The sequence below is a fragment of the Brevundimonas sp. genome (genome assembly GCF_052436175.1).
In the GTDB taxonomy this organism is placed as follows: domain Bacteria; phylum Pseudomonadota; class Alphaproteobacteria; order Caulobacterales; family Caulobacteraceae; genus Brevundimonas.
This window is the reverse complement of record NZ_JBQVNM010000017.1, coordinates 1-12,028: the sequence shown is the minus strand read 5'-3', so window position 1 is coordinate 12,028 and position 12,028 is coordinate 1. Positions and strand designations below refer to the sequence as shown.

13 protein-coding genes are annotated in these 12,028 nt (G+C 70.6%); 4 read left to right on the top strand and 9 right to left on the bottom strand.

What is annotated here, in order from left to right; translation table 11 throughout:
- Window positions 1–61: 61 nt before the first annotated feature.
- The 3 genes from ACT6QK_RS06090 to xseA are packed head-to-tail and all read right to left on the bottom strand — an operon-like array spanning window position 62 to window position 2,637.
- A complete protein-coding gene (locus tag ACT6QK_RS06090) occupies window positions 62–898 on the bottom strand; it encodes a M23 family metallopeptidase (RefSeq protein WP_444596925.1) in 837 nt (278 codons plus the stop codon).
- Complete coding sequence (locus ACT6QK_RS06085) at window positions 895–1,101, bottom strand: DUF2093 domain-containing protein (protein ID WP_444596924.1); 207 nt, start codon at window positions 1,099–1,101, stop codon at window positions 895–897. The genes ACT6QK_RS06090 and ACT6QK_RS06085 overlap by 4 nt, the downstream gene beginning before the upstream one ends.
- Window positions 1,102–1,140: 39 nt before the next feature.
- Entirely contained in the window at window positions 1,141–2,637 is a 1,497-nt protein-coding gene (gene xseA / locus ACT6QK_RS06080; protein ID WP_444596923.1) for an exodeoxyribonuclease VII large subunit, read from the bottom strand.
- A 70-nt stretch (window positions 2,638–2,707) separates the two neighbouring features.
- On the opposite strand from xseA, the gene ACT6QK_RS06075 reads away from it, so the two are divergent.
- Together ACT6QK_RS06075 and purD are read left to right on the top strand one after the other, a co-directional pair.
- Window positions 2,708–2,863 (top strand): hypothetical protein, encoded by a 156-nt coding sequence (locus ACT6QK_RS06075; RefSeq protein WP_444596922.1) that lies wholly within the window; start codon window positions 2,708–2,710, stop codon window positions 2,861–2,863.
- Between the two features lie 45 nt (window positions 2,864–2,908).
- Entirely contained in the window at window positions 2,909–4,180 is a 1,272-nt protein-coding gene (gene purD, locus ACT6QK_RS06070) for a phosphoribosylamine--glycine ligase (RefSeq protein WP_444596921.1), read from the top strand.
- Window positions 4,181–4,199: 19 nt separating this feature from the next.
- Here purD and ACT6QK_RS06065 read toward each other — a convergent pair whose 3' ends face one another.
- Entirely contained in the window at window positions 4,200–4,919 is a 720-nt protein-coding gene (locus ACT6QK_RS06065) for a murein L,D-transpeptidase catalytic domain family protein (RefSeq protein WP_444596920.1), read from the bottom strand.
- 124 nt (window positions 4,920–5,043) lie between these two features.
- Between ACT6QK_RS06065 and ACT6QK_RS06060 the strand changes: the two genes are divergently transcribed.
- Together ACT6QK_RS06060 and ACT6QK_RS06055 are read left to right on the top strand one after the other, a co-directional pair.
- On the top strand, window positions 5,044–6,360 hold the full coding sequence (locus ACT6QK_RS06060) for an amidohydrolase family protein (RefSeq protein WP_444596919.1): 1,317 nt from the start codon (window positions 5,044–5,046) through the stop codon (window positions 6,358–6,360).
- Between the two features lie 23 nt (window positions 6,361–6,383).
- Window positions 6,384–6,767 carry a hypothetical protein gene (locus ACT6QK_RS06055; protein WP_444596918.1) on the top strand — a complete coding sequence of 128 codons (384 nt, stop codon included), beginning with the start codon at window positions 6,384–6,386 and terminating at the stop codon, window positions 6,765–6,767.
- A 46-nt stretch (window positions 6,768–6,813) separates the two neighbouring features.
- Here the strand turns inward: ACT6QK_RS06055 and lpxK are convergent, their stop codons facing one another.
- The 5 genes from lpxK to ACT6QK_RS06030 form a co-directional block, all read right to left on the bottom strand.
- A complete protein-coding gene (gene lpxK, locus ACT6QK_RS06050) occupies window positions 6,814–7,815 on the bottom strand; it encodes a tetraacyldisaccharide 4'-kinase (RefSeq protein ID WP_444596917.1) in 1,002 nt (333 codons plus the stop codon).
- A complete protein-coding gene (locus ACT6QK_RS06045) occupies window positions 7,812–9,104 on the bottom strand; it encodes a 3-deoxy-D-manno-octulosonic acid transferase (protein ID WP_444596916.1) in 1,293 nt (430 codons plus the stop codon). Before ACT6QK_RS06045 ends, lpxK begins: the two co-directional genes overlap by 4 nt.
- A 7-nt stretch (window positions 9,105–9,111) precedes the next feature.
- Window positions 9,112–9,798: a lysophospholipid acyltransferase family protein gene (locus ACT6QK_RS06040; RefSeq protein WP_444596915.1), complete on the bottom strand. Its 687-nt coding sequence runs from the start codon at window positions 9,796–9,798 to the stop codon at window positions 9,112–9,114.
- A 13-nt stretch (window positions 9,799–9,811) separates the two neighbouring features.
- A complete protein-coding gene (locus ACT6QK_RS06035) occupies window positions 9,812–11,656 on the bottom strand; it encodes an ABC transporter ATP-binding protein (RefSeq protein ID WP_444596914.1) in 1,845 nt (614 codons plus the stop codon).
- Between the two features lie 52 nt (window positions 11,657–11,708).
- A partial coding sequence (locus ACT6QK_RS06030; RefSeq protein WP_444596913.1) for a hypothetical protein occupies window positions 11,709–12,028 on the bottom strand: 320 nt, incomplete at its 5' end.

The window sequence follows — 12,028 nt, the reverse complement described above, 5'->3', positions numbered from 1 at the left end:
TTAGACGCGCATAGGCGTCCCGCTCAACTTCACACCAAGCCGGCGGCCCGGCGGCCCGAATTCAGGCCGGAATCGGGGTTGCGACCATCAATGAAGGGTCGAGATTGCGGTCGCGCCACTTCATCCGCCAGCACAGATGCGGGCCTGTGGCGCGGCCGGTCGAGCCGACACGGCCGATGGTCTCGCCCTGGCGCACCCGCTGTCCGTCAGACACCGCCAGGGCGGACTGGTGCAGATAGGCGCTGACCAGGCCCTGGCCGTGGTCGATCAGGGTCAGGCCGCCCTCGAAATGCAGGTCGGGCTCGGCCAGGACCACCAGGCCGGCGGCGGGGGCGCGAATCGCCGTCCCGCGCGGCGCAGCCAGGTCGATGCCGTAATGGGGCCGGGCGGGCGTGCCGTTCAGCACCCGCTGCGCCCCCCAGGCGCTGGAGATGCGATAAGTCTCCAGCGGCCATATAAAGCCGGAGGAAAAGGCGTCGCCGGGGTCGCGACTGGCGAAGGCGGCGGTTTTCAGTGCGGCCTCACGCTGGATGCGGGCCAGCAGGGCGGGATCGGACGGGGCGATGGTGGACGGCGGCAGGCCGTCCACCCGGGTCGAGGGGAAGGTTCCGGCGGCGACGTTCACGGTGCGCCGGGTCGTGGCGCCGCCCGAACGGACGGCGATCTCGGTGGACGCCGCGGCGTCGCGATCCAGGCCGACGACGAACAGGCCATGGTCCGAGGCGGCGGTCATCGGGGTTCCATCGACCAGGACCTCGGCGCGGGGCGTCGTGCGCCCAAGGATGAAACCGCCCTGGACCCAGCGGCCGCTGAGGCTGAGGTCGGCCTCCGTACGCGCCATCGCCGAAGCCGGCCAGGCGGCGGCCGCCGCCAACAGCCCGCGCCGGGTCAGGCTCATGCCGCGTCCGACGCCCGGCTGAGGAACTCGGACGGCCCGGCATAGGCCTCCTGACGCTCGGCGGACCAGTAGCGCAGCGCGGTCAGGGGGATTCGGCGGCCGGAGACGGCGCAGACCACATGGTCGCCGGGCCGGAGCACGACGAACTCGCCGTCGCCGAAGTGGAGCGTTGCGGGCTGGCCGACGGGAGGGGTCAGGGTCATGGCCCGAGGATAGCGCGGCGGCGCCGTCCGGGCGAGGGGTCAGAAGAGGTCGCCCTGATCCAGCGGCGCGGGTTTGGGCTTCGGCATGGGTTTGGGTGTGGGAGCAGGATTTGAACCTGCGATTGTCAGGTTTGCGCCGCCGTCGATCCGGGCGCCGCGCGCGCCGTCGGGGAAGACCAGGCTGACCGTCTGGCCCGGCGCGAGGGCGGCGGCGGAGGTGATCATCCGGCCCTCGGCGTCGTCGATGCGGGCGAAGCCGGGCTTGGGCGTCTTTGGATTGAGGCTGTTGAGCGCGCGCGCCAGACCTGAAAGCCGGTCCTCGGCCCGGTTCAGGCGGGACAGCAGGGGCGGGGCCAGCCGGGCGCCGACCGCGGACAGCCGGTCGCCGCGCCGTTCGACGGCCCGGTCCAGCAAGCCCTTCGAGAACCGCCCACCGACGGTCGCCAGCCGCCGCTCGTGCAGGGCGGTGTTGCGGTGCAGGCCGGACGCCAGTCGGCTGGAGGCGTGATCCAGCCGCTGCTGGGCCATGGCGACCAGTTCTTCCGGCCGGGCGGGCAGGCCGCGCGCGACGGCGCGAAGCCGGGTGCGGCGGTCGTCGAGCAGCCGGGCGCCGGCGCGGTCGAGGCGGCGGTCGAGGTCCGAAACGGCGAACCTGAGGTCGGAAAGCACCGGGGTGGCGATCTCGGCGGCGCCGGTCGGTGTCGGGGCGCGGCGGTCGGAGACGAAGTCGATCAGAGTGGTATCGGTCTCGTGCCCCACGGCGGATATGATCGGGATGCGCTCCGCCGCGACCGTGCGGGCCAGGGCCTCGTCATTGAAGCACCAGAGATCCTCGACCGAGCCGCCCCCTCGCGCAACGATCAGCAGGTCGGGGCGGGGGATGGGGCCTGAACCCCCAGTCTTGCTTTCTGGCAGGGCGTCGAACCCGCGAATGGCGTTGGCGACCTGACCCGCCGCCGCGTCGCCCTGGACCACCACGGGCCAGACGATGACCCGGCAGGGCCAGCGTTCGGCGATGCGGTGCAGGATGTCGCGGATGACGGCGCCGGTCGGGCTGGTGATGACGCCGATAGTGGCGGGGAAGGCGGGGATGGGCTTCTTCTTCGCCGGGTCGAACAGGCCCTCGCCGTGCAGTTTGGCCTTGAGCCGTTCCAGTTGGGCCAGCAGGGCTCCGGCGCCGGCGGCCTCCATGGATTCGATGACGATCTGATAGGAGGAGCGGGCGGGGTAGGAGGTAATCTTGCCGGTAACGATGACCTCGAGCCCGGCCTCGGGTCGCACGCCCAGGCCGCGCACCGAGCCCTTCCAGACCACGCCGTCGATGGCGGCCTTGTCGTCCTTCAGAGTCAGATAGACGTGGCCCGAGGCGTGGTGATTAACCTTGGAGATCTCGCCCCGCAGCCGGACGTGGCCGAAGCGGTCCTCGAGCGTGCGCTTGAGGGCGAAGGCCAGTTCGGAGACGGACTGGGGCGGGTTGTTGTCGCGCGCAGGCTCGGAAGGGGTATCGCCCTCGAAGATGTAGGAGTCGTCGCTCATTCCCCCCATCTAGGGCCAAAGTGACGCGGATGCGAAGGGAACAGTGGGCGTCACGGCCCGTTGCGATGTCATGGCCGATCCGCCCGACACCGACCCCGCCGACCGCGATCCAAGAGAACGCGACCTGCAACGGCGCGCCGACGGGCCCGCGATCAGTCCGTGGCTGGTGATCGGCGTGATCGCGATGCTGGGGGTGCTGGTCTATGTGGTTTCCGCCCTGCTGTGAGTTCGGCGGCTTGACCGGCGGGCGTCGCACGGCCATTCGGCGGGCATGAACATCCTGCTTGTCGGTTCCGGCGGCCGCGAACACGCCCTGGCCTGGAAGATCGCCCAGTCGCCGTTGAAGCGACGGCTGGTCATCGCGCCCGGAAACCCGGGCATGGAAAAGCTGGGCGAGCTGCGCCCGGTCAAGGCGGACGACGCCGAGGGGCTGGCGGCCCTAGCGCGGGAGATCCACGCCGATCTGGTCGTCGTGGGGCCGGAGCTGGCCCTGGCGGCGGGTCTGGCGGACCGGCTGGCGGAGATGGGGATTCCCTGTTTCGGGCCGACGGCCAAGGCGGCGCAACTGGAGACCTCCAAGGCTTTTTCCAAGGCCTTCCTGCAGCGGCACGGCATTCCGACGGCCGGATACGGCGTGCATGAGGACGTGGCCTCGGCCAAGGCGGCGCTGGCGTCGTTCCAGCCCCCCTATGTCATCAAGGCCGACGGTCTGGCGGCGGGCAAGGGGGTGGCGATCAGCCCGGACCGTCAGGACGCCGAGGCCGAGATCGAGCGGATGCTGGGTGGGCGCTTCGGCCAGGCCGGGGCGCGGGTGGTGATCGAGGAGTTCATGGACGGGGAGGAGGGCTCCCTGTTCGCCCTGTGCGACGGCAAGGAGGCCGTGCTGATCGGCGGGGCCCAGGACCACAAGCGGGCCTTCGACGGAGACACCGGGCCGAATACCGGCGGCATGGGCGCCTATTCGCCCGCGCCCGTGCTGTCGGACGCCGTGGTGGCGACGGCCGAGGCCACGGTGATCCGGCCGACGCTGGCGGGGATGGCGGCCGAGGGCGCGCCCTATCGCGGGGTGCTCTACGCCGGGCTGATGATGACGGCCGAGGGGCCGAAGGTGGTGGAGTTCAACGCCCGCTTCGGCGACCCGGAATGCCAGGTGCTGATGATGCGGCTGGACGGGGACATCGTCCCCTATCTGCTGGCCTGTGCGCGGGGGGACGTCAGCCACCTGCCGCCGCCGGTGTTCAAGCCGCAGACGGTGATCTGCGTGGTCTTCGCCGCCAAGGGCTATCCCGACAGCCCGCTGGAGGGGTCGATCATCCGGGGGGCGGAGCAGGATTTCGGCCCGCATGTCCAGGTGTTCCACGCCGGGACGAAGCGTCGCGACGACGGTCAGCTGGCGGCGGCGGGCGGTCGGGTGCTGAGCGTCTGCGCCGAGGGCGACGACATCGAACATGCGCGGGAGCGGGCCTATGCGGCGATCGCTGGGATCGACTGGCCGGGCGGGTTCTGCCGGTCGGACATTGGTTGGCGAGCCCTGAACCGCTGAGCGCGGTCGGCGCGCGGCCTCAGGTGTAGGCGAACAGCAGGCGGCCTTCGCCCATGCGTTCGCGCAGCATCGGCAGGTCGGTGTGGGCGGTGGAGAAGCAGCCGTAGCTGCGGCCGAGCTTGCCTTCGCGGGCCAGGAAGGCGGGGTCGGCGTAGTCGGCGCCGTGGACGATGATGGCGCGGTCGCGCGCCTTGTCGTTGGAATAGTCGAGGCCGTCCAGCAGGACGTTCGGCCCCTGTTGCGAACCCCAGCCGGCGCCGGCGGTGGCGTAGGCGCCCAGCGACGACATGTAGCTGTCCGGCGTGTTGGAGAAGTTGCGGGCGTAGCCGGAATGCTGGGGGTCCGAACCGCGGCCGTGACTGGTCCGGAAGGCCATGACCTGGCCGCTGATGAGATCGACCTCGAACAGCCGCTCCTCGCCGGAGAATTTCTGGAAGTCGACGATGTACATCCGGTCGCGCAGGGGCACACGGCGATGATGGATGTCGAGGGCGGCCATGGCGCGCTGCATGAGCTCGGGGCGGACCTGGCGATAGGGATCCAGCGGCGGCGGGGCGAAGGTCTGGGCGGTCTGGATGCGCGGAGGGGGCGGAGGCGCGGCCGGAGCGGCGACGGGCGAGGTTTCGGCGAGAAGGGCCGTCGGCGGCGTGGCCGCTCCACCTGTCGCGCAGCCGGCCAGAAGGGCCGAGCCGCCGAGGATGAGTCCTCGCCGCGAGAGCGCGTCCGTCGAAAGCCGCATGCCGTGCCTTTACTGCCGTTGTCCCCGTGGTCCGGTTGTCCCTGATCGGAACGCGGGTTTCAACCTCCGCTAGGCGCGGGGCGATTGTCGGCTATGGTGCAGCGGAGCAAACAGGGGGCTGACGATGAAGGCTTGGGCATGGATTGGGGCGCTGGCGGGGCTGAGCTTCGCCGGAGCGGTATCGGCGCAAAGCCCGGCGGGTGCGCCGGTTTCGGCCGAGACGGGAACCACGTTCGTGCAAGTGGGGCGGCTTCTGGACGATCCGTCCACCGGCCGGGTGCAACGCGATAAAACTCTCGTGATCCAGGGGAACCGGATCGTCGAAGTGCGCGACGGCTTCGTTGGAGAGGGGGATGTCGTCGATCTGAGGACCGCCTTCGTCCTGCCGGGACTGATCGACAGCCATGTGCATCTGACCGGCGAGCAGAGCCCGAACTCGCGGCTGGACGGGGTCACGCAGTCCAATGCGGATCAGGCCTTCATCGGGGCGCGGAACGCGAGGAAGACGCTGAACGCCGGCTTCACCACCGTGGCCGATCTGGGGGCGACGGGGGAATCGATCTTCGCCCTGCGCGACGCGATCCGGCGCGGCGACGTGCCGGGACCGAGGATCATCGCGGCGGGCGACGGGGTGTCGATCCATGGGGGGCACGGCGACGTCAACGGCTACCGCGAGGACGTGATGCACCTGTTCTCGGGACAGAACATCTGCTCGGGGCCGGAGGACTGCATGCGGGCGGTGCGGCTGTCGGTGCGATCGGGCGCGGACATCATCAAGATCACGGCCACGGGCGGGGTGCTGTCGAACACGGCGGCGGGTCTGGGCCAGCAGTTCTCGGACGCCGAACTGGCCGGGATCGTCGAGGCGGCGCACAAGATGGGCCGTCAGGTCACCGCCCACGCCCATGGCGCCGACGGCATCAACAGCTTCCTGAGGGCCGGGGGCGATTCGATCGAGCACGGCACCTATCTGGACGACGAGTCGATCCGGCTGATGCGGCGCGAGGGCGTCTGGCTGGTGCCGACCCTGATGGCGGGGGACTTCGTCTACCGGATCGCCTCGGGGCCGAACAACTTCTTCACACCGGCCCAGACGGCCAAGGCCCTCGAAGCCGGGCCCAAGATGCTGGACATGGCGCGCCGGGCGCATGAGGGCGGCGTCCGCATCGCCTTCGGCACCGACAGCGGCGTCTCGGCCCATGGCGACAACGCCGGGGAGTTCGCCCTGTTGGTCCGGGCCGGGCTGACGCCGCTGGAGGCCATCCAGACCGCCACGGTCAATGCGGCGAGCCATTTGCGGCTGTCGGACGAGGCCGGTCGGCTGGCGGTCGGGATGCCCGCCGATCTGATCGCGGTGTCGGGCGATCCGCTGACGGACGTGACCGAGCTGGAACGGGTGAAGTTCGTGATGAAGGGCGGGCAGGTGGTGCGGCCGGATTGAGGGGCCGGACGACAAGCTAGGCGATGAGCATGGAAGCCTCTCGTGACGCCGACCGATTGATCGAATCCATCGAAGACGGTCAAATCCATCCGCGCAGCCATGACGTCATTCGCGCCATATTCTCCCAACTGACCGACATAGCGGTGGAAGAAGATTTGGTGTTGTCGTCCACGGAGGGCACAGGCGATGCGAATCGGAGGGACGCTCTTCGAGATTTATGGGCGAAGATCGATGCGGGTTACGATGATCGAAAATACGCCTTCCGTCTCTTGGTCGGCTTACTTCATCCCGACAAGGCGCTGGATTGGCACGAAGCCGAATATTTGATCGATTGGTCGCGTAGGCGGGGCTTGGATGACCAGCAGATCATAAGAGCCTTCGGCGTTGAGCCCGTTGCTGGCGCATGAGGATTTCCGTCTTTGCCGTTCGTTTGCGCGAAGGCACAGGTGGGATTCAGGCGCGGCCCAGGAAAACCGCGAACCTGCCTTCATCCTCAAACCGCGCCGTCACCGGCCATGAGGTCACGCGCGCGCGCCATTCGGGCGGGAGCCGGACCCAGTCCTTTTCCGTGGTGACCAAGGCGGCGCCGTGGAGGGCGGCGCGGTCGGTCAGGAAGGCGATGTCGGCGGGTTTCAGTTCGGCGTGGTCGGGGAAGGGGATGAAATCCTTCAGGTCGGCGCCGGCGGCGATGAGGCTGCGTTCGACCTTCCACGGCTTGGCGATGCCGGCGAAGCCGACCAGGGGGCCGGGTGGCGGCGGGCCGTCGGGGGTCAGGCGGGCGATGAAGACGGGCAGGTCGCCGAAGGTCGCGACCAGTTCGGGATCGGCGGCGTCGAGGTCGCTCGGCAGCAGGATGACGACCGCATCGGCGCGGGCCAGACCGGCCTTCAGCGGCTCGCGCATGGGGCCGGAGGGAAAGACGGCGCCGTCGCCGAAGGGCCATTCGTCGCTACGGGTCTCACCGTCCACGACGACGAGGCTGAGGGTCTTCTTCAGGGCCGTGTTCTGATGGGCGTCGTCGAGGACGAGGGCCGCTGCGCCGTTCGCGACGGCGGCGCGGGCCCCGGCGGCGCGGTCGCGGGCGATCCAGGCGTGCGCCTGTTGAGCCAGCATCAGGGGCTCGTCGCCGACGTCGGCGGCAGTGTGGGCGGCGGGATCGACGCGGATGGGCCCTTCCAGCCGCCCGCCATAGCCGCGCGACAGGGCGTGGGCGGAGACGCCGGCGCCGTGCAGCAGGCGCAGGACCTCGCGCGCGACCGGGGTCTTGCCCGAGCCGCCCATGGTCAGGTTGCCGATCGAGATGACGGGGACGCCCGGATCGAAGGGCGTGGCGCGGGCGATGCGCCGGGCGGTGACGGCGGCCCAGAGCCAGGAAGCGGGCTTGAGCAGGATGCGGGTGACGCGGGCGTGGTTGCTGTCGCGCTCATACCACCAGCGGGGGGTGTTGAGTTTCATCGGCGGGCCGCCGGGACGGGCAACAACGGCGTCAGACCCTCCCACAGCCGGTCGAGGCCGGCGCCGGCGTCGACGGCGGCGCGGCGGGCGCGGTCGCCCATGGCCTGGGCGGCGGCGGGATCGGCCAGCAGGGGGGCGACGACAGCGGGCAGGTCTGAGGGCGTCTGGACCACGACAAGCCCGCCTGAGTCGTGCAGCAGGGCCGCGACGGCCTGCCAGTTGGAGGCGTCGGGGCCGGTGATGGCGGGCTTGCCCAGACGCGCGGGCTCCAGCGGGTTGTGGCCGCCGACAGGGTCGAGGCCGAGGGCCGGGGCGAAGCTGCCGCCCATGACGACCACGTCGGCCAGTCTGAGGAACAGGCCGAGTTCACCCAGGGTGTCGGCGACATAGACGCCGGTGTCCTCGGTCAGGGCGTCGCCGCGCGAGCGCAGGCCAAGGCGATAGCCTGCCTGTTCGAGCGCCGCCGCGATGGCGGGACCGCGTTCGGGATGGCGGGGGACGAGGATCAGCAGGCCGTGGGTCGGCAGGACGTCGAGGGCGCGGGTCAGGGCGATCTCCTCGCCCTCATGGGTGCTGGCGGCGACGATCACGGGGGTGTCGCCGATGGCGGCGCTGAGGCGGCTGAAGGCGGCGGCGTCATGGGGCAGGGGTTCGCCGGACAGCTTGAGGTTGACCAGACCGTCCACCCGGCTGCCCAGAGCGATCAGTCGGTCGGCCGATGCGGGATCCTGGGGCAGGACCAGATCGAAGCAGGCCAGAAGCCGTCGGGCCATTCCGGGCGCCCGGGACCAGCCGGACGCGGTCTTTTCCGTGATGCGGGCGCTGACCAGGGCCAGGGGGACGTCGCGCGCCCGGGCCGCCGTCAAGAGGTTGGGCCAGAGTTCGCTCTCGACGAAGACGCCCAGAGACGGCCGCCAGTGGTCGAGGAAGGCGGCGACGGCGGCCGGGCCATCAACCGGCGCATATTGGTGGATGACGCCCGGCGGCAGGCGGCGGGCAAGAAGCTCGGCTGAGGTGACGGTGCCCGAGGTAACGAGGACGGTCAGGTCGGGGCGGTTGCGGCGGAAGCGTTCCACCAGAGGCAGCAGGGACAGGGTCTCGCCGACGCTGACGCCGTGCAGCCAGACGAGGTCGCCCTCGGGACGCTCGAGGCCCGCGAGGCCCAGCCGTTCGTCGACGCGGGCCGGGTCCTCCTTGCCCTGGGCCGCGCGGCGGTCGAGCAGGCGCGGGGCCAGCGGTTCCAGCAGCCGGGTGGCGAGCTGATAGAGGGCGAGGGCGGGGCTCAGCATCGGACGCTCAAATCCGTTCCAGCCCGGTCAGTTCGTCGGCGCGGGCCTCGACGGCGGTCAGGCGTTCGGTCCAGCGGGCGGTGGCCTCATCGGTCGAGAGACCCTCGGGGTAGCGGTCGAGGTCCCAGACGATGGCGCCGCGTCCGAAGGGCAGGGGCAGGACGGCGCGGTCCCAGCTGCCCAGCCGGACCGCCGGATTGCAGGACAGGCCGATGAACAGGACCGGCGCGCCCGACAGTTTGGCCATGACCGCCACGCCGTCGCCCATCTGGCGCATGGGGCCGCGGGGGCCGTCGGGGGTGACGGCGACACCGGCCGTCTTGAGCTGGCGCAGGGCGTCACGCAGGGCGGCGGTTCCGCCCTTGGCGCGATCAGCCTTGTCCTTGTTGGCGGAGGAGCCCCGGATGGACGGGAAGCCGACCTTGTCCATGGCGCGGGCGATGAACTGGCCGTCGGGCGACAGGGAGACGATGGCGCGAACCTTCTGGGCGCGCTCCTGCGGCCAGCAGGCCGGGGTCAGGCTGATGCGGGAATGCCAGAAGGCGCAGATGACCGGGCCGCCGTCGGCCCAGACCTGTTCGGCGACGTTCTCGTTCTCATGCGTCCAGCGGATGGTGGCGACGCAGAAACGCATCCAGACGGCCAGAAGATTGGCCATGAGGGTCTGGATGACCGGATTGCGCAGAGGTCTCATGAACGCAGGGGCCTCATGCGACGGTCGTGACCGTGACGGGGTCGCCGTCCAGCGACTGCTGCTTCGCCAGGCGGGCGTAGAGGCCGCCCCGGGCGACGAGGTCGGCGTGGCGGCCGGTTTCGACCACGCGCCCGGCCTCGATCACATAGATGCGGTCGGCGTTCATGACGGTGGACAGGCGGTGGGCGATCATCAGGGTGGCGCGCCCCTGCATCAGCCGTTCAAGCGCGGCCTGGACCTGGGCCTCGCTCTCGGTGTCGAGAGCCGAGGTGGCCTCGTCGAGCAGAAGGATGGGGGCGTCGTTGAGGAAGGCGCGGGCGATGGCGATACGCTGGCGCTGGCCGCCGGACAGGCGCAGACCGGCCTCGCCGGCGCGGGCAGCGTAGCCCTCGGGCAGGGCGGTGATGAAGTCGTGGGCGGCAGCGGCGGCGGCGGCGGCCTCGATCTGGGACGGGGTGGCCCCGGGGCGGCCATAGGCGATGTTGGCGGCGATGGTGTCGTCGAACAGGAAGGGCTCCTGGGTGACCAGGGCGATGCGGTCGCGCAGGTCGTGCAGGCGAAGGCCGCGGATGTCCTGGCCGTTCAGGGTCACGGCGCCCGAGGTCACGTCGTAGAAGCGCGGCAGGAGGCTGAGGATGGTGGACTTGCCGCCGCCGGAGGGGCCGACCAGGGCCACGGTTTCTCCGGGCGCGACGGTGAGGGAGACGTCCGACAGGGTCGGGGCGCCGCCCTCGGCTGCGGGGGCGTAGGCGAAGCTGACGTGGTCGAGGGCGATGGTGAGTGCGCCGGAAGGCACAGGGGCGGGGGCGGCCGCCTCTCGGATCTCGGGCTGGATGTCGAGGGAGGCGAACAGGCGACGCGCCGCCGTCAGCCCCTCGGTCATCACGGTCTGGAGGTTGGTGACCTGACGCAGGGACTGGCCGGCGGCCATCAGCAGGCCGATGAAGGCGGCGAAGGCGCCCACGCTCATGCCGCCGTCGCGGGCGCGCCATCCGGCGTAGGCCATGACGGCGGCGACCACGATCATGGCCACCAGATTGCTGAAGGGACCGGCGAAGGCGCGGCTGTCGGCGGACTTGATGACGTGACGCTGGCGGCGGGCGACGACCTCGCCCACGCGGGCCTCCTCGGCGGCCTCGCGGTTCTCGATCTTGATGAGGCGGACGCCGTCGAGGTTCTCCATCAGGGCGGTGGAGAGGGTCTCGGTCTCCTTCATGGCCCCGGTGGTGGCCTTCTTCGTTCGCCTGGAGAAGCGACGCAGGACAAGGGTGATGAGGGGCACGCCCAGCAGGACGATGGCCGTCAGTCGCCAGTCGATGAAGGCCATGGCGGCCAGGACCGCGATCAGGGTCAGGCTGTGCTGGGTGTAGTTGACCACCCCGTTGGTGAAGGCCTCGCGCACCAGATTGGCGTCGAACAGGACCTCGGAGACGAAAGATCCGGAGTGTCGGCTGCGCAGGCGGGCCAGGTCGGCGCGGATCATGGCGCCGAACAGACGGATCTGGATGTCGCCGACGATGCCGTGGCCGAGGCGGTTCACCAGCGCCGCCTGACCGAGCGAGGCCAGGGTCCAGACGAAGGCGACCCCGACGATGGCCAGGGGAATGACGACCAGAGCCTGACCCGGGGCGATGTCTAAGACGCCCCACAGTTTCATCGGGGCCGACTGGTTGAGGAACAGGCCGTTTATGGCCGGCTCCAGCAGCTTCAGCGTCAGTGCCGAGAGGCCGCCCGCGACGGCCGCACACAGCATCGACAGGAACAGGGCCGCCTTGTGATGCGAGAGATAGTCGCGCCAGATCCGCGCCAGCAGCGGGCGCAGGCCTTCGCGGTCCTCGGATTCGGCGGGCGTCGTCATCGGACGGAGGTCGGACGGACGGGGAGGGAAGTCAAGGCGTGGCGGTTCCGGCTCAGGGCGCGGGCTTCAGCTCTGTGCTTTCCTGATCCTCGGCGATGACGACCATGCCCGGGGCCCCTTCGGTGCGGCGGGCGGGCGCGACGGTGGGGTTGGAAGCGTAGCGGGCGCCGTCGAAGGGCAGGAGGGCCTCATGCGGCTCGGCGCCGCCGCCGGAGACCTGGACGGCGATGTCGGGGAGGCCGTTGGTGCGGCTGGTCAGGACACGCACGGGCGCCCGGGTGATCGTCACGTCGCCGAGGACGGTGAAGCTATCCCCCTCGGGCCGGAGGATCAGGAGGTTGCAGCCGCCCGAGCCGCAGTATTCCGGGCCGA